General features: G+C 59.4%; 15 protein-coding genes and 1 other RNA gene. 9 read left to right on the top strand and 7 right to left on the bottom strand.

All coding sequences use genetic code 11. The features are described 5' to 3' along the window. Positions 1 to 91 precede the first annotated feature (91 nt). Both I6J28_RS05805 and I6J28_RS05810 read right to left on the bottom strand, forming a co-directional pair. Positions 92 to 982, bottom strand: a complete 891-nt coding sequence (locus I6J28_RS05805) for a hypothetical protein (RefSeq protein ID WP_204611342.1) — start codon at positions 980 to 982, stop codon at positions 92 to 94. A 183-nt stretch (positions 983 to 1,165) separates the two neighbouring features. Further along, positions 1,166 to 1,558: a hypothetical protein gene (locus I6J28_RS05810; protein ID WP_204611344.1), complete on the bottom strand. Its 393-nt coding sequence runs from the start codon at positions 1,556 to 1,558 to the stop codon at positions 1,166 to 1,168. 289 nt (positions 1,559 to 1,847) lie between these two features. Here I6J28_RS05810 and I6J28_RS05815 point away from each other — a divergent pair, with 289 nt between their 5' ends. Both I6J28_RS05815 and I6J28_RS11930 read left to right on the top strand, forming a co-directional pair. Continuing rightward, positions 1,848 to 2,204, top strand: a complete 357-nt coding sequence (locus I6J28_RS05815) for a recombinase family protein (RefSeq protein WP_204611346.1) — start codon at positions 1,848 to 1,850, stop codon at positions 2,202 to 2,204. Positions 2,205 to 2,322: 118 nt separating this feature from the next. Continuing rightward, entirely contained in the window at positions 2,323 to 2,397 is a 75-nt protein-coding gene (locus I6J28_RS11930; RefSeq protein WP_343287603.1) for a hypothetical protein, read from the top strand. A gap of 1,133 nt (positions 2,398 to 3,530) precedes the next feature. On the opposite strand, the gene I6J28_RS05820 is transcribed toward I6J28_RS11930, so the two are convergent. Together I6J28_RS05820 and I6J28_RS05825 are read right to left on the bottom strand one after the other, a co-directional pair. Beyond that, entirely contained in the window at positions 3,531 to 4,535 is a 1,005-nt protein-coding gene (locus I6J28_RS05820; protein ID WP_204611348.1) for an SURF1 family cytochrome oxidase biogenesis protein, read from the bottom strand. Positions 4,536 to 4,545: 10 nt separating this feature from the next. Next, the gene (locus tag I6J28_RS05825; protein ID WP_204611349.1) at positions 4,546 to 5,037 is read right to left on the bottom strand and encodes a low molecular weight protein-tyrosine-phosphatase; all 492 of its coding nucleotides are present in this window, start codon (positions 5,035 to 5,037) and stop codon (positions 4,546 to 4,548) included. 95 nt (positions 5,038 to 5,132) lie between these two features. Between I6J28_RS05825 and I6J28_RS05830 the strand changes: the two genes are divergently transcribed. The 5 genes from I6J28_RS05830 to I6J28_RS05850 all read left to right on the top strand — a co-directional run bounded on the left by I6J28_RS05830 (position 5,133) and on the right by I6J28_RS05850 (position 10,002). Continuing rightward, positions 5,133 to 6,272 carry a Nif3-like dinuclear metal center hexameric protein gene (locus I6J28_RS05830; RefSeq protein ID WP_204611351.1) on the top strand — a complete coding sequence of 380 codons (1,140 nt, stop codon included), beginning with the start codon at positions 5,133 to 5,135 and terminating at the stop codon, positions 6,270 to 6,272. Continuing rightward, a complete protein-coding gene (locus I6J28_RS05835; RefSeq protein WP_005324390.1) occupies positions 6,273 to 6,989 on the top strand; it encodes a zinc ribbon domain-containing protein in 717 nt (238 codons plus the stop codon). Further along, complete coding sequence (locus I6J28_RS05840; protein WP_204611353.1) at positions 6,989 to 8,119, top strand: bifunctional RNase H/acid phosphatase; 1,131 nt, start codon at positions 6,989 to 6,991, stop codon at positions 8,117 to 8,119. Before I6J28_RS05835 ends, I6J28_RS05840 begins: the two co-directional genes overlap by 1 nt. Before the next feature lie 15 nt (positions 8,120 to 8,134). Continuing rightward, positions 8,135 to 8,582, top strand: an RNA gene (gene rnpB / locus I6J28_RS05845) — RNase P RNA component class A. Between the two features lie 25 nt (positions 8,583 to 8,607). Then, the gene (locus tag I6J28_RS05850) at positions 8,608 to 10,002 is read left to right on the top strand and encodes an RNB domain-containing ribonuclease (protein WP_204611354.1); all 1,395 of its coding nucleotides are present in this window, start codon (positions 8,608 to 8,610) and stop codon (positions 10,000 to 10,002) included. Positions 10,003 to 10,014: 12 nt separating this feature from the next. Here I6J28_RS05850 and I6J28_RS05855 read toward each other — a convergent pair whose 3' ends face one another. Further along, positions 10,015 to 11,289, bottom strand: a complete 1,275-nt coding sequence (locus I6J28_RS05855) for a galactokinase family protein (RefSeq protein WP_204611355.1) — start codon at positions 11,287 to 11,289, stop codon at positions 10,015 to 10,017. 260 nt (positions 11,290 to 11,549) lie between these two features. On the opposite strand from I6J28_RS05855, the gene I6J28_RS05860 reads away from it, so the two are divergent. Continuing rightward, a complete protein-coding gene (locus I6J28_RS05860) occupies positions 11,550 to 11,738 on the top strand; it encodes a hypothetical protein (RefSeq protein ID WP_204611356.1) in 189 nt (62 codons plus the stop codon). 59 nt (positions 11,739 to 11,797) lie between these two features. Here I6J28_RS05860 and I6J28_RS05865 read toward each other — a convergent pair whose 3' ends face one another. Both I6J28_RS05865 and I6J28_RS05870 read right to left on the bottom strand, forming a co-directional pair. Beyond that, complete coding sequence (locus I6J28_RS05865; RefSeq protein WP_204611357.1) at positions 11,798 to 13,534, bottom strand: CYTH and CHAD domain-containing protein; 1,737 nt, start codon at positions 13,532 to 13,534, stop codon at positions 11,798 to 11,800. Between the two features lie 137 nt (positions 13,535 to 13,671). Continuing rightward, positions 13,672 to 14,730: a DUF2786 domain-containing protein gene (locus tag I6J28_RS05870; protein ID WP_204611358.1), complete on the bottom strand. Its 1,059-nt coding sequence runs from the start codon at positions 14,728 to 14,730 to the stop codon at positions 13,672 to 13,674. A 192-nt stretch (positions 14,731 to 14,922) separates the two neighbouring features. On the opposite strand from I6J28_RS05870, the gene I6J28_RS05875 reads away from it, so the two are divergent. Next, positions 14,923 to 16,260 carry a glutamine synthetase family protein gene (locus tag I6J28_RS05875; RefSeq protein WP_204611359.1) on the top strand — a complete coding sequence of 446 codons (1,338 nt, stop codon included), beginning with the start codon at positions 14,923 to 14,925 and terminating at the stop codon, positions 16,258 to 16,260.

The raw sequence follows: 16,260 nt of genomic DNA on the forward strand, positions 1-16,260 counted from the left end.
GGATGCGGACGAAATCTTGGAGGATTTTCCGCATCCCCGCTTTGCTACTTAACTCCCTTTATTACGTGTCCGCAATCATCCAGTAAGGGAGCTACGCAGCTTCGCTCTTGGCGTCCCAGTTGTCAACGTAGTCAATGAACTTTAGGAGTAGATTGTCTCCTTGTTCATAGGCTTCCAGTGTGGTGTTCCGATTGACTAGGTAGACGTCTGGGTAGCTTGACTTCAGGGTTCTTTTCGCAACTTTGCCTGCCTTGGGGTTGCTACCCACTAGCTTCTTTTGGATGTAGTCGAGTGCTTGGCAGTTGTAGTAGCGTTGCCCGCGTAACTCGATGTCTTTTCCGGCCCAGATTTTTGGGACAAGAAGAATGGGATGACCGCCGGCGGTGGGCAGGTCTACTGTGCGACTGATCCACTGGTGAGTGGAAAAATCCCAGACTTCCATGGTGTGCTGTTCGAGACGATGGCCTTTCCGGGTGAACTGGGGATAGCGTCGGATCATCTCTTTTGTGTAGTCGATGAGGTGTCCACGGATGATTCCAGTGGTCATGTCCGACATTCTGTCGGCAGCAAAACCTTCGACGAATAGAGGCAGAGCTCCTAACCAATTAAATACCCCAACCGTCACTAGGGCTCGTAGATCTTGAGTGATAGCTTTGTCGATTTCCTCACGGAAGTGGGTATGCACTCCATGACCGTTGTATCCGGTTCGAGTCATCCCCAGTCGCGTTTCGCGTGGCTCATTAAGGTTGTCGAGCATATTGAGCCCGAGCTGCCTCTCGGAGAGAGAACTGCTGGTAAGACGCTGACACAACTGCGTAGAGAACTGCCGAATCGTACTATCTGCCGCTTGAGCAATTAAGTCACCGTTAGCTGCAGCACGTGCTATACGCTGCGGATCAAGGAATCGAGGGATGTCTTTGTCAACATCAATGTCAACAAACGGAATTGAGCTGGGGAGGCCAAAAAATGTGGTGAGACGCATGATGCGCTCCTTTCATTAAAAGTTGAAAGGAATTGCACCCCCAATACGCACAACATTGATGTTGTGCCGTTACACTGAATAGTGCTTCGCATAAGCAATTTCAGCCTTATTGAGGATGTCGCAATCCTTGTAGGCTTTAGGCCTTTCCTTGTTGGTAGCAGGGAAAGGCCTTCTTACTTCTTACTAGTCTTCGCTGTCCTCCTTATTCTTAGACCTGTTTCCACGAATGGGAACAGCTGACTTCAGATCTAACAGAAGCATGTCACCATCCTTTTCTGGGTTAAGACGTAGGCTCACACTGGTGTCAATGTTGTAGAACTCGGTAAAAGCAGTTAATGACACGATGACCTGTCCAGTGTTCAGATTCGCCTTCCGGAATGCGTAAGCATGTTTCTCTGTCGAGGGGCGAAGTGCGATGACTTTCTTGTCACTGTCGTAGAGAAGCTCGACGCTGTCGACAGAATCAATAAGGGCATGTGCGGAAGCGTTGAGGGAAAGAATCCCCTTTTTTTGCAGTGTGGCAGTAGGGGAATTCCCTAACGCCGACTTGCGCTTGTCAAATACTTCAAATGCCATTACCTCTCCTTGTTCAGTCGTAGACTTGTCAACGACAAAACAAGAATATCACAGACTCTTCATCGACTGAATTGCCCAACGTTTTTTCCATCGCTTTCAAAATACTCGTCGAAATTCTACACGGTAATCCGTATGCCCACGATCGCAGCGGATTAACATCTCAGCGGCTAACCTTGAAAGATTTAGCGGACCCTTCTCTAATTGTGCATTGAAACTTTCAGATACTCCAGACGACACTTTCACCCGCATGCCTTAAAGGTGCAACTTTGGGGCACTCCGTGTTTCCACGGTGAAGCAGAATAATCAGCGCCAGAAAGAACTACTCAATGCTTCCGGCAGGATTGACCGGTTCTTTGAAGATAAGATTTCCGACCGCACCAAGATTGCCCGCCCTGGGCTTGTCGACTGCATGGCGTATGTGCGCGACGGTGACGAACTCGTCGTGTCGTCGATTGATCGCCTCGCCCGATCTCTGACGGATCTGCGAGGTATTGTTGATGAACTTACCGGCAAGGGGGTGACTGTTACTTTTCTGCAGGAGAATCTTGTCTTTGCGAAAGACACCACGGATCCGCGCGCGGATTTAATGCTCGGCATTTTAGGTTCGTTTGCGGAGTTTGAGCGGGCCATTATCCGCGAGCGCTAGGCGGAGAGGATTGCTTTGGCGAAAAGGCAGGCAAGTACAAAGGTCGCAAGCCTGCTCTTAGTCCGCAGCAGGTAGCGGAGATTAAACAGCGCGCATTAGCAGGGAGTCGAAAGCAGCCTTGGCGCGGGAATTCGGGGTGACCCGTCCTACGGTGTATCGGGGGTTGAAAACGCCTAAAGCGGCCCAGCTGTGAAGGTAAATCAGCGCGCCCGTCAGTCCTGTCATATGTCTTGCCATATGACGGGACATATGCTTAGGAATATGGCATAGCGTATGTTCCGCCATATGTTAAAGCATATGTCCAGTAATGCGTAATCCTAACTGCTCTTTCGTGCGTCTAGCTAGGGTGTTGGACGGAGACATTGACAGACTTGAGTGCGGCTACGAGTGACTCTGTGTGCATTTTGCCTCGTGGACGGCTTTTATAAAGGCAGGGCTGAAATCATACTTCTAGGTCTCGTCAGGTGCGGCTGCTAACGTTAGTGCCGGTTCACAATCACACCCCGCTACTTGTGGTGGGGTGTGGGCGTGACTTCCTCGTCGGTGCGCGGTAGGGCCCGCGCGTGACGTGGGCTGTCCCGCGCGCCGTTTTCAGGCGAGCGGACAACCCTACGACGTAAAGGGAGGTAGACAATGGGTAAGCACTCATTGGATACACCCGGTCAAAATGTGCGTCTGGATCGGTGCGTCACTGGGGCTAGATTTTCCAGCTTCCAGGCCGGCTGATTGGGGTAGACGGTGTCAGCGAAGTCCTAATTGTCGGGCTAATCAGTACGGCCGACGCTGCGCTAGGAAACGCCGGCCAGGCAACAACTACTACGACACCGTCCCAACGTGTGCGACACTAGAGCCAATTCATTGAGCTAGTGCTGTTCAGCTTGTCAGCGCAGCGCAGCAGGCGATGAGCTGGGAAAATACTGCTGCACTGGTGACATCGGGGTCACTCTTGTTGGCGGAGAATCACCTGGTCTATAGCGCCGTCGGTCGAAGCCTCAGCTGTTCGATTCGTTGCATTTTGTATCTCCACCGCAGTGGCAGTGTGGTCGATTCTTTAGCATTGAACCACCACACCGCCGTCGACTACCACAGGTTGGCAACCGCACCGTGGATTTGGCGTCCCAAGGCCAGATATACGCCCGCAAAGCATATATTCTGCGATAAACTACAGGTCAGAACCTAAAAATCCCCGATCCCAGACACACTTTCTAATCCTTAGCCCCAACTTGTGGCCACGTTATGCCCCAAGAGGAGAGGGCGTAACGCATTAACGTGGCTGTTCCTTGGGGCCTATGCGGATGCTCAAGCCACTGCCTAGGCAGAGAGGAGCTAGTAGCGCTCGCGGTGGCGTTTGTTCAGCTTGGCGTAGTGATCTGGTTTGGAGTCGCCGTAGCGGGAGCGATTGCGGCGGCTGGCGGCATGCGAGGAGGACGCGGCGGGAACGGCGGAGGACTCGTCGTTCGCGGCTGCATGCTCGCTGGGGGCAGAGTCGGTGCCGGCCGTTGGCTCTGCGGGGCTGCAGTCCGCAGCAGGGGCCTCAGGAGTGGCGGGCTCGGATGGGGTTGAGGCATCGGCATCGAGGGCGGCGAGGGCTTCTTCCTCCTCGCGCAGGCGGCGGCGCTCACGGATTTCAGACCATACGAAGTAGCCCAAGCCCAGCGGGGCCATGATGCCAAAGGCAATCCACTGGTAGCCGTAGGAGAGGTGGTTGCCGCGGTCGAGCTGCGGGATAGGCATGGGGTTGAGCACGCCGGGCTGGTCGGCGGAGAGTTGGATGTAGTCGTGGGCCAAGGGGGCGTCGATAAGCGTGGCAATCTGCTCCGTATGGATGGAGTAGACCTGCTGGTAGCCCTCCTGCTTAATGGGTGCGGACTGGTGCTCGGCCTCGTCGGCGCGGATCATGCCGGTAAGCGTGGTCTCGCCCGAGGGAGCATCAGGGATATCCGGCACGGCGTTGGCCTCGCCGGCCTTGACCCAGCCGCGGTTGACCAAGATGGTCAGGCCGGAATCGGTGCGGAAGGGCACCAGGGATTGGTAGGACGGGCCGGAATCGACCGGGCGCAGGCGCAGTAGCACCTCATCCTGCGGCATGTACTTGCCGTGCAGGGTGGCGCGGGACCACTCATCGTCCTTGATGGCGCCATTGCCATCCACGAGGTCTTCCACCGGCTGGGGATCAGCCTCATAGGCGTGGGTGATGAGCTCGTTGCGTTCCACAATGTCATCGTCCTTGCCCAGCTGCCACGGGGCAAGGACGGTAAAAGCGAGGTAGGAAAAAGCCACGACGAACAGCAGCAGTAGAACCCAACCTGGCTTAAGGAACGTCTTTAGCATGGGGCCTAGTTTAGTCGCGGTTAGCGCGAATCCAATCCAGCAGGCCAGGCACGGCGGCCTCGATATTCTTGCGCGTGGTCTCGAAATCCGCGGTGGAACCGTAATACGGGTCTGCCACGTCCGCGTCCTCCGGGGAGTTGGGGTCGAAGCTGCGCATCAGGCGAATCTTGTCGGGGTCGATGCCGTGCTCAATGAGGGCCTCGCGGTGGCCCTTGTCCATAGCAATGAAAAGATCAGCGTCCATGTGCTCGGCGCCCAGCTTGGCCGCGCGGTGGGAACCGCCATCGTGGCCGCCGCGGCGCAGCTCGGCAATCGCGCGCTCGTCCGCGCCCTGGCCCACATGCCAGCCGCCCAGACCGCAAGAGTCCACGGTGGCGACGAGGTCTAGCATGTCCTTTTCCATTTCATCGCGCACGATGATTTCTGCCATGGGGGAGCGGCAGATATTTCCGGTGCAGACAAAGACGAGGTAAAGGCCGGAGCGGGTATCGGATTCGGTCATGCGGAAAACCCCTTCGCGCGAATAGTACTGTGGTGCGGAAGATAGGATATAGCAGTAGTAACTATTCCATGAAACGAGCATAAAGGAGCACCTCTATGTCCGCTGTGAGCGTGGGCGATGTCCGCCGCGTACTCGATGAGGCCTACCCGCCGCACCTGGCGGAAAAGTGGGATGCCGTGGGGCTTATCTGCGGCGATCCGGCCGCGGAGGTAAAGCGGGTGGCCTTCGCTTTGGACTGCACCCAAGCGGTGGCCGAGCGCGCGGTGGAGCTCGGCGCGGACATGCTCGTGGTCCACCACCCGTTGCTTTTGCGCGGGGTGGAATCCGTAGCGGCCGATACGCCCAAGGGCAAGGTCGTACACACGCTGGTCAGCAATGGCGTTGCGCTCTTTGCGGCCCACACCAACGCGGATAAGGCGCGGCCGGGCGTCAACGACAAGCTCGCGGAGCTGGTAGGCATCAATCCCGGCCGGCCCATCGTGCCGGAGCCCCAGGGCGTGGATAAGTGGGGCGTGCACGTGCCGGTAGCCGCGGCCGAGGAGGTAAAGCGGGCGCTTTTCGACGCCGGCGCGGGCCACATCGGCGCCTACTCTCACTGCTCCTTCGATATCGCCGGCACGGGCCAATTCCAGCCGGAGGAGGGCGCTGACCCCACCGAGGGTGAGATCGGTGCGCTGCACCGCGGCGAGGAAATCCGCGTCGAGTTCGTCGCCCCGGCCGCACTTCGCTCCTCTTTGCTGAAGGCCCTGCACACCGCCCACCCTTATGAGGTGCCGGCCTATGACATCACGGAAACGGCCGGCCACCAGGACCTGGACAACGCGCTCGGCCTGGGCCGTGTGGGAGAGCTGCCGCAGGAGATGACCCTGCGCGAGTTCACCCAGCAGGTGGCTAATGCCTTGCCGGAGACCGCCTGGGGCATCCGCGCCGCCGGCGATCCGGACCAGAAGGTGCGCACGGTGGCCGTGTCTTCCGGTTCGGGAGATTCTTTCCTCTCCGCGGCCGCGAAGCTAGGCGTGGACGTGTACGTCACCTCGGATCTGCGCCACCACCCGGTGGATGAGCACCTGCGCGCCGGCGGCCCCGCCGTTATCGATACCGCCCACTGGGCCAGCGAATTTCCGTGGACCGCCCAAGCGCGCGATATCGTAGAGGATGCTTTAGAACTGGATACGGAAATTATTAGCCTGCGCACCGACCCGTGGACTATCTCTGCGCACCCAAAGGAGTCATAAGTGAAACTATCGCAAGAACTACAGCCGGTACTGCTGGAGCTGGCCAACCTGGAACGCTCGCAGGGCCATGGCGCTGAGAAGGAAATCCCGGAACAAGCCGAGTATGACAAGGCCAAGGAAGAGCACAAGCGCCTGCTAGATGCCTCCGGTTCTGCGCAGATGGCTGTCGACGACATGGAGACCGAAATCCTGCGCATCCAGGCCGATGAACGCAAGCTACGCCAGCGCGAGCGCGATGATAAGCGCCAGCTCGGCGCCGCAGTAGACCCAGAAACCCGCAAGGATCTGGAGCACGATCTCTATGCCGCCAAGTCCCGCATCGCTGACCTCATGAGCGAGCTGCAGGAGGCGCATAACGAGGTGCACGCGCTGCGGTCCAATCTGGACGTCCACGGCGCGCGCGTTTCTGATTCCGAGCGCAAGCTGGAAAAGCTGCGCCGCGCAGCCGAGGCGGCTAAGGAAGCGGCCGCCAATCAAGAGGATCCGGCCGTGCGCATCGGCGAGCTGCGCGATCAGCTGCCCGCTGGAGTGCTCAGCGAGTACGATACCCAGCGCGAGGAAAATGGCGTAGGTGCCGCCCAGTTCAAGGCCAACCGCGCCTGCGGCGGCTGCTTCATCGTCTTGCCGCCGGCCGAGCAAAACGCTGTGCGCAATGCCCCGGCCGATGAGCTGCCGCAGTGCGGCGATTGCGGCTCCTACCTGGTGCGCCTGGTCTAATGAAGGTCATCATCTACGCCGATGGCGGGTCCCGCGGCAACCCCGGGGTAGCCGGTTCCGGCACCGTTATCTATGACGGCAGTGGGCAGCGCATCCTGCGCGAAATTGTCTACGTGGTAGGCACCAAGTCCACTAATAACGTCGCTGAGTACAACGGCCTGCTGCGCGGCCTTGAAGCCGCCACCGAGATGGGCGCTACCGAGGTGGAATTCCACATGGATTCCAAGTTGGTGGTGGAACAAATCAACGGCCGCTGGAAGATCAAGCACCCTGACATGCAGAAGCTGGCCCTGCGCGCCCGCGAATACATCAACGGCTTTTCCTCTTTCAGCCTGGACTGGGTGCCGCGCGCCAAGAATAAGGTGGCAGACGCCCTGTCCAATGACGCCATGGATGCCGCGGCCGCCGGCCACCCAGAAGGCATCGTGGCCGGTGAAGAAGACGCCGAGCCAGCTCCGGCCGGGGAGCAAGACACCACCGCGCCGCACCCCACCGATTGGCTGGGGGACCGTGGACCTACCACCCGCTTTATCCTGCTTCGCCACGGGCAGACGGAGATGTCGGCCGCCAAGCAATACTCCGGCCGCGCCAATCCGGGCCTTACCGAGCTTGGCCAAAAGCAGGCGCTCGCCGCCGCCCAGGCGCTTGCCGACGCCGACTTTGACGCCATCGTCTGCTCACCCCTGCGCCGCTGCCAAGAGACCGCGGCGGCCGTGGCCAACGGCCGTGATATCGAGGTAGAGACCGTCGACGGCCTCATTGAGGTGGACTTCGGTGCGTGGGAAGGCAAGACCGCCGCCGAGGCCCACCAGCGCGATCCGGAACTTCACGAGGAGTGGCTGCACGATGCGAGCGTCGCCTGTCCGGGCGGCGAATCGCTGCAGGCGGTCAACCGCCGCGTGCGCACCACCCGCAAGGAGCTCCAAGAGCGCTTCGCAGGCAAGACCGTGCTGGTGGTGAGCCACGTCAACCCGATTAAGTCCTTCATCCGCCAAGCACTCGATGCCGGCCCAGCCACCTTTGGGCATCTCTTCCTCGACCTGGCTGCCATTTCGCAGGTGGAGTTCTGGGAAGGCGGCTCTATGGTGCACGGATTTAACGATGTGGGCCACCTGGCAGGCCTGCGCTAGAATAAGGAACGCGAATGAGCCGGCCGGGTGATCGCGTCGCTTCATACGGGCAGCCACGTGCTGCCGCGTGGGCGCCGAGGAAAGTCCGGACTCCACAGAGCACGGTGGTTGCTAACGGCAACCCGGGGAAACCCGCGGGCAAGTGCAACAGAAAGTAGACCGCCTCGTGCCTCCACTTGGTTTCGGCCAAGTTGGAGCCACAAGGTAAGGGTGAAACGGTGCGTTAAGAGCGCACCAGCACCGTCAGCGATGGCGGTGGCTGGGTAAACCCCACCGGGAGCAAGGCATCACGGCCCCGCCACGTTGCGGGGCCCGATCAGGCGTTTTAAGGCTGCTCGCTCGAGCCTGAAGGTAGCTGCTGGAACCAACTGGCAACGGTTGGTCTAGATGGATGTTCACCGCGCGGTGCTTCCCAGGGAGTGCCGCGATGAGACAGAATCCGGCTTATAGGCCGACTCATTCGCCCTACTACGTTTATGGTGGTGGGCATGAAGCTCTACGCCGCCCCGCTCGATTTCCGCGCCATTGCCACAGAATTTTCGGTAGCCACCGATTTTCCGGCCGCGGTCACTGCCCAGGCCGCCCGCGCGCAGGACCGATACGCCGACTCGCGCCGCGACGCCCGCGAAATTCCCTTCGTGACCCTGGATCCCGCCGGCTCCATGGACTTGGATCAGGCAGTCTACATCGAAGAACGCGAGGGCGGATACCGCGTCTTTTATGCCATCGCGGACGTTGCTGCTTTCATCGAGCCCGGCAGCGAGTTAGAGCGCGAATCCTTCCGCCGCGGCCAGACCATCTATCTTCCCGATGAACCCGCGCGCCTGCACCCGCCAGAGCTTTCCGAGGACCGAGCCTCGCTGTTGCCTGGCACCGATAAGCCGGCCGTGTTGTGGACCTTTGACTTGGATGGCAACGGCGAGGTGGAGTCCTTCCACGTCGAGCGCGCGCTCATTTATTCCCAGGCACGCCTGGATTATGAAGGCGCGCACGCGGACCTCGCGGCCGGCAACCTCCACCCATCCATCGCGCTGCTGCCGGTGGTCGGCCGGCTGCGCCAGGAATCTTCCCTGCGCCGCGAGGCCATTTCCTTGCGCCTGCCCTCCCAGCGCGTGGTGGAAAATGACGACGGTACCTTTGAGCTCATCATCGAGCCGCGCTATGAGGTCATGGACTATAACTCCGAAATTTCCCTGTTGGCCGGCATGTGCGCTGGGCGCCTCATGCAGGAAGCTGGTGTGGGCTTCTTGCGCACCCTGCCCGCGGCCGAGCCGGAGCATGAGCGCCAATTTCGCGCCGAGGCTCAGGCCCTAGGCTTTACGCTTGGCGACGCCCCCATTCCCCAATTCCTCCTCACCGTCGACGCCGATTCCCCGCGCGGCATGGCCGTCATGCGCGAAGCCCAAAGCCTTTTGCGCGGAGCCGACTATGCCTGGCTAGGCGAGCAAGAGGCGCAGGTACATGCCGGTATTGGTGGCTACTATGCCCACGTCACCGCGCCGCTGCGGCGTCTTTCCGATAGGTTCGCCACGGAGGTATGCCTTGCCCTGTGCGGCGGTTATGAGGTTCCCGAGTGGGTAACAGGCAGCGCTACGGAGGTCATCGGGGCGATGCGTTCGACCTCGCAGCTCGCCTCCCAAGTGGATAAGGCCTGCCTGAACCTGACGGAGGCGACTGTGCTGCGACCTTGGCTCGGGACTAATTTTCCGGCCACCGTGGTCCGCGGGGACCCGAAGCGGGACAAGGCACGGATTTTCGTACCGGAGCCACCCGTCTTCGCCCAATGCGTGGGCGCACCGGAAACCGGCAGTGAAACCACTGTCTCACTGGTGACGGCGGATACCGATTCGCGCGAGGTTCTCTTTGCCTGGCCGGCCGACTAGCCGGCAGGGCTCCTAGCCTTCGCCGCGGGCGGCCTCGCCTGGCTGCAGCTCGACGACGAGCAGTCCGTCTTCAGCCAAGTCAGCTGCAAAATTGTGCGCGCTTTTCGCCGGAACATAAGCGATGACCGCGTTCGAGGTGCCGGCATGCGCCGATCGACCCGCAACGGCACCGCGAACCGTGACCAGCTCGGCGAGTTTTTCTGCCGAATCCAAGCCGTAGATATTTGCCAAAGAAGACTGTGACTGCAACAGGATAGGGAAGAGCTCCGCGCCGCGGTGCGAGCGCAGGCAGCGCGCAAACTTTTCTACGCGCTCAGTTTCTTCCTCATAAAAGGCCATCCACTCCGTGGCGGCGCTGATGCTCGGGCGGCCTTCCTCGCCGTAGACCTTGTGCACGGCCTTGAGCCAGTCGAGGACGCGCTGTTGGGCGTCGGGAAGCAAGCGCAGCGAATCGGTGCCGAAGGAGTGGCAGGCATCATCGATAAAGCGCTGGCGCTGGCGGATATCGGCGATGGCCTTTTCCTCCTGCGCGGAAAAATCTTCGGGCACCGCTACCGCAAAGGCGGACATCTCGCGGCCCACCACATGTGGGGCGTGGGTGACAGAACCATCGGCATAGTCCATGATGCACACGCCCTCACCCGTGCTGCGCAGCGCAGCGCTGTGGCGTGCGCGCAGCGGCGGCCGCGCTGCGAAGGTAGAAACGGCCTGGGTGCAGACATCCGCCACCCGGGCCCTCAACGGTGCATCGAGGTCCGCATCCGCGCCCATGAGCGCGAGCGCCACCGCGACGTCCGCAGCGGCATCCGCGCCCATACCCGCGCCCTCTGGAATATCGGAAGCGATGGTGATATCCGCACCGGCTGTCTCCCGGGAGAGCAACTGACGATTAATCATCGTGTGGACAATGCCACCCACGCGGGCCGCCAACCCGCCTTGTGGTGACGGCGGAATAACCGGCTGGCCTTCCGCATCCGTGGCAGGCTGTTGCGCCGTTGCCAGTTCTGCAAGCGCCTGCAGGCTAATCGAGTCATGGGCAGTCTCGCCCTGAGCTGGGTGGAAATGTACGGCTACCACGCCGTCGGTGCGCGGGCTTACCGACGCTGCAGCGCGCAACTTTCCCACACACATGGCGACAATGCCGCCGAAGTGATCAATATGTTCACCAATGAGGGACCACGTTGCCGGCGCGCTGGCGGTATGCGTTGGAGCGCTGCCCGTGAGTTCGGTATGTGCTCGGGCGGCGCGCTCGGCTACGGGCTCTGCAGGCGTTGACCACAGTGGCATGGGTGCTAAAGCTCCTTTTCCAGGTTCTGGGACCAGTAGTCTTCGTTGCCCCCACACACGCGGCGGTGCGTTTAAAGCAACGAACGCCCGCCACCTATGTGCGCGGTGGCGGGGAATACGACATGGATTCGTATAAAAGAATTGTGCTGCCCCACATTCTAGCGGGCATCAATGGGACAGCGTGGGTAGTGTGGGCACAAACCATATCAGCGGCAGCACTTAGCCGGTGCCGCTGATGCAACAACTGAGAGGATAGTTTCATGAGCGATGCAGACCAGAAGTGGTTCTTTGATCCCACCACTAAGGAAGTCAGCCAAGGCAAGACCTCTGGCTGGGAAAATCGGATGGGCCCGTATGACACCCGCGAAGAGGCAGAAAACGCCATCGGAATTGCCCAAGCCCGCAATGATGCGGCAGATGCCGCAGACGAAGAAGATGACTGGAAGTAACTAACTCCCAGCCATCTCTTTTAAAGCCGTGTTTCCCGGCGCCGACCCGGGGAGCGCGGCTACTTTAGTTTCTTGCGCAGCGGCTTAAACGCGGCCTTGATGTCTTTGAAAGACTCGGCGTAATCATCAAGGGCCTTTAGGCCAATGGTTCGCTCGCGCTGGTAAAGCAGGCCGTAACCAAAGGTATTCTCCCCACGACGGCGAGCGGACTCTGCCAGCTCGAGCAGCTTATCGCGCGAGGTCACGGAATCCTGGAAGTCACCGAGCACCGACTGCATCTGCTTGCAGGCCTTGTAGAGGCGCTTGGTCTTGAGGTTGGTGGCAGAACCAGCTGCTTCAGCTGCATAGCGCAGCTTCTTTGCTGCCTTGCGCATATCGTGGAAATAATCCTCGCGCTCGTGCAGGGACAATTCCTGGTTATCCCAGTTCTCCACGGCCTTCTTATGGCGCTTGACCAGCTTGTTATAGGCCTTTTCAAGGTGCTGCGCCATCACGGTGTCCATGTCAGCGGACTTGTCCTTGGACTTCTTTTTCTCTGGCTTCTTTTCGGCCTTGTCCGCAGCAGGCGCGCTGTCCTCGCTGGAATCGGTAGGGGTAGCGGCGTCCCCTTCCACAGAGGACTGCTCCTCCGTCTCCTCCGCTTCGCTAGCTACCGGGGTGGACTCTTGTTGCTTATCGGCCGTTGGTGGATCAGCGAGAAGACGGTCCAGGGATTCCAGCAATTCGAGGTAACGCTCGGAATCCAGGGCTGCGATAACGCGGCGGTGCGCGCGGCGGTAGGCGTTGCCCATATCGTGCGCAATGTGCTCGCGGGTGGAGTCATCCAAGGTGTCAGAATCTTCGGACTCCAGCAGCTTCTGCCAGCGCTCTTCCACAACTTCCGCATCGCGAGCAACGCCCAAAATACCGGCAAGCTCCTTGAGATCGGCTTCAATCTTGTCGATTTCTGGGCCGACAACAATGCCGTGGAAGGTCTGTAGGTGGCTGCGCAGTTCGCGGGTGGCAACACGCATCTGGTGAACCGAGTCCCACTCATCGCGGCGCACGCGAGGGTCATAATCAACTAGCTTGTTGCGGTTGGCTTGGAGTGCGGTGATGACGGCCGCGGCAGGGGAGTCTGGGTCCACATCCGGCGATACCAGGGCTGGAGGCAGCGGTGCGTTGGCGTAGGAATCACCCAGGGCGGACTTCAGCTTGGATGGGGAGGAAGAAACGCGCGCACCGGCACCGATAAGCAAGGAAGTGGCACGGCGAATGAATTGCGTACCTTCCTCGGTGCCAGGAAGCTCACCGGCGAGCTCTACTTCCCACTCGCGCCACGACTGCTGCTGGCCACCTGGAAGGAAGGAAAAGGCGGTGACGTGGTCATCGCAGAATTCTGCTACCGGTTTATTATCGGCATCCGCTAGGACCATCTCGGTGCGCTTGTTGTCTACCTGCGCAATCGGGGTGAGTTCGTTGTGGCGGATAATGGAGCGAACCTGGTGGAGAAGTTCCTCAGGTACTTCGTAGCGGCCATCTACAGGTTCTCCCAGCTCGGCGTGGATTTCAGTGCGGCCAGCCTCGCTAGGAATCTTGATATGCCAGCCATCATCATTGCCACCGGTGCGGCGGCGGAGGGTGACCTTTGCGTGGGTAAGGCGGAGGTCTTCGGTGTCGTAGTAGATGGCAGAAAGCGCGTGGTGGCGCGTGTCTGCAACGTGGTCAACTCCCTCGAGGCGGGCCAGTTCAGGGAGCTGAGTGGACTCGGCTACGGAGAATTTCGCTTCAACTTCGAGAAAAGACTGTGTAGACATTCACGTACCTTTTACTTTCTAGACCAAATAAATCTCACCGGTGATCCTACCCGTTAAGCACTCGATGCGGTGCCACTCCTCGCCCCCGTTCGCTAGCAGGGAACGGGAGAGAAGAATGGCCTTGAGCAGGGCAAAAATTACTGCGTAATTTCTGGAACCGAACCAATCCCGGAAGCATCACCGCCAAAGTGAGATTTATCGGCAGCGGCAATACCATCGTTGATGCCGTGCATGCTGTTCATGGAAAGCGACATTTCCGTCAGGTTGGGGAAGAGACGATTGCGGGTTTCGATGGCATGATCGGTGCGCGCCTGCAGTGCCGGAAGGGTTTGGGTGGCTACAGTCTCTGCGTGGTGTGAGCAGTACTGCGACTCCCGCAGGTTGTCTGCGATGCCATCCTTATTTGCTTGGGTGAGCAATTCACCGATGCGGGCGGCGTAGGAGAGCCGGAAGCTACGGCGATAGGCGGCGGTAGAGCCCGTAGCGCGGGCAATTTCTGCGCCGTCACCATTGCGCATGAACCAATCGCATTGGCGGTTGAGGGAGGCAAAAAGGTCGGCGCAATGGGCGGCGTCGGCAGGAGCGCCAATCACGCAGGCTAAGCCCTTGTCATGAATCAGGAGAGTGGTGCATCCATTGGCGTCAGAGATAGTGCTTAACAGGGAAACCTGGTGCTTGATATACGGCGGGTGGATGTGCACGCGGTGGGAAATAAGATCAGGTAGCTCGGAGGTAAGGAGGTCCTCGATGCGATACTTCTGCTGCAGGGACTGCGCCTTAGAGATGAGAACCTCGGCCTCATCCTCAAAGCTGGTAGATTCCGCTTTTCGCAAAAGGCCTAGCACCTTTTCGCGGATCTTGCGTTGCTTATCGCTAAGCCCGTCCTCCCGCAAGGATTCGCCGGAGGCTAAAAGCTCGGTATCGCGCAGCCTCGGTAGGTGAATGAGCTCTTTAATAATGGAGCGCAGCTTATCGCGCGGAATGAAATTCTCCTGCGGAGGGGCCATCTGGAGCCATGCTTTGCGCAGCGCAGGGGAGGTAATTCGCGCCGGCACATGGGGGCTTGCACGGTAAATAATGGGGTAGGCGTGCGGACCTAAGACGTGTTCTAAGTCCGCCGGCGCCCAGCCTTGTTGTGCGGCGGTGATGAGGCGTTCGATTACGTGAGCAGAAAGATCATCGCAGTGGGTGGTCATAAAGATTCGTCCTTTAAGAGGTGTACGTATGTTCGCTTGCCCACTTAGCAAAGCATGCGCGGAAGCTGGCTCCTGCCGGAAAAGCCCCCGCTGGCCACCCCCTAGATACTCTTGCGACCTGCGCATTTCGCCCTGGAAAAACTGTCGCATGAACTGCACATCCCTCGGGGGAGAGCCGGTAAGGTCTAAAGCATGAATAGCCAACACGAATTTGTCTTGCGCACCGTTGAGGAACGCGATATCCGCTTTATCCGCCTGTGGTTTACGGATATTCTGGGCGCCCTTAAATCCGTGGTCATGAGCCCGTCCGAGTTGGAATCGGCCTTTGAAGAAGGTGTTGGCTTCGATGGCTCTTCCGTAGAGGGCTTTTCTCGCATCTCTGAGTCTGACACCATCGCGCTGCCAGATCCCTCCACCTTCCAGATTCTGCCCTTTGATATGGACGAGCCGGACCTGCAATCGGCCCGCATGTTTTGCGATATCGCACAGCCAGACGGCCAACCCTCCATGGTGGACCCGCGCCATATCCTGCGCCGCCAGGTCACCGAGGCCGCTAACGATGGGTTTACCTGCATGGCCTCACCAGAAATCGAGTTCTATCTCTTCGAGCGCGGCCGCGAACTCACCGACTTGGTACCGACGGATAACGGCGGTTACTTCGACCAAGCAACGCACGATACCGCCCCGCTTTTCCGCAGGAAGGCGATGCTAGCGCTGGAATCGCTGGGAATCGCCACGGAGTTTAGCCACCACGAAACCGCGCCGGGCCAGCAAGAAATTGATCTGCGCCATGCGGACGTGCTCACCATGGCCGATAACATCATGACCTTCCGGCACGTGATCAAGCAGGTGGCCACCAACTCCAACGTGCGCGCCACCTTCATGCCTAAGCCCTTCGAACATTTGCCGGGCTCTGGCATGCACACCCACTTGAGCCTTTTTGAAGGCCAATCCAATGCTTTCCACGATCCGGATGATGAATTCTCTTTGTCCCAGACCGGACGCCAGTTCATCGCCGGCATCTTGGAGCACTCCACGGAGATGTCCGCGATTGTGAATCAGTGGACCAATTCTTATAAGCGCCTGATGTTCGGCAACGAGGCGCCGGGCTCAGCCACCTGGGGAGTATCGAATCGCTCCGCGTTGGTCCGCGTTCCCACCTACCGGCTTACCAAGGAAGAATCGCGCCGGGTAGAAATCCGCTCCATTGATGCCTCGATGAACCCCTACCTGGGGTATGCGGTGCTATTGGCAGCAGGTCTGCGAGGCATCCGCGAGGGCTACGAGCTCGATGATCCGGCCGAGGACGATGTCCACCAGCTCACTCGTCGCGAGCGCCGGGCAATGGGCTATAAGGATCTACCCACCAGCTTGGATCAGGCCTTGCGAGAATTTGAAAAATCCGAGTTCATGGCAGAAGTCTTGGGCGAGCACGTCTTTGAGTTCTTCCTGCGCTCCAAGTGGGATGAGTGGCACCACTATCAGAGCCAAATCACCACCTTTGAGCTGCGCAATAACCTGAACTTCTAG

The organism is Corynebacterium tuberculostearicum (assembly GCF_016894265.1).
Classification (GTDB): Bacteria; Actinomycetota; Actinomycetes; order Mycobacteriales; family Mycobacteriaceae; genus Corynebacterium; species Corynebacterium tuberculostearicum_D.

Bases quoted from the DNA above. Each gene is read 5' to 3' on its own strand.
- I6J28_RS05840 (WP_204611353.1), top strand. From the start codon at position 6,989: ATGAAGGTCATCATCTACGCCGATGGCGGGTCCCGCGGCAACCCCGGG.
- I6J28_RS05860 (WP_204611356.1), top strand. From the start codon at position 11,550: ATGAGCGATGCAGACCAGAAGTGGTTCTTTGATCCCACCACTAAGGAA.
- I6J28_RS05825 (WP_204611349.1), bottom strand. From the start codon at position 5,037: ATGACCGAATCCGATACCCGCTCCGGCCTTTACCTCGTCTTTGTCTGC.
- I6J28_RS05805 (WP_204611342.1), bottom strand. From the start codon at position 982: ATGCGTCTCACCACATTTTTTGGCCTCCCCAGCTCAATTCCGTTTGTT.
- I6J28_RS05870 (WP_204611358.1), bottom strand. From the start codon at position 14,730: ATGACCACCCACTGCGATGATCTTTCTGCTCACGTAATCGAACGCCTC.
- I6J28_RS05810 (WP_204611344.1), bottom strand. From the start codon at position 1,558: ATGGCATTTGAAGTATTTGACAAGCGCAAGTCGGCGTTAGGGAATTCC.
- I6J28_RS05865 (WP_204611357.1), bottom strand. From the start codon at position 13,534: ATGTCTACACAGTCTTTTCTCGAAGTTGAAGCGAAATTCTCCGTAGCC.
- I6J28_RS05830 (WP_204611351.1), top strand. From the start codon at position 5,133: ATGTCCGCTGTGAGCGTGGGCGATGTCCGCCGCGTACTCGATGAGGCC.
- I6J28_RS05855 (WP_204611355.1), bottom strand. From the start codon at position 11,289: ATGCCACTGTGGTCAACGCCTGCAGAGCCCGTAGCCGAGCGCGCCGCC.
- I6J28_RS05820 (WP_204611348.1), bottom strand. From the start codon at position 4,535: ATGCTAAAGACGTTCCTTAAGCCAGGTTGGGTTCTACTGCTGCTGTTC.
- I6J28_RS05850 (WP_204611354.1), top strand. From the start codon at position 8,608: ATGAAGCTCTACGCCGCCCCGCTCGATTTCCGCGCCATTGCCACAGAA.
- I6J28_RS05875 (WP_204611359.1), top strand. From the start codon at position 14,923: ATGAATAGCCAACACGAATTTGTCTTGCGCACCGTTGAGGAACGCGAT.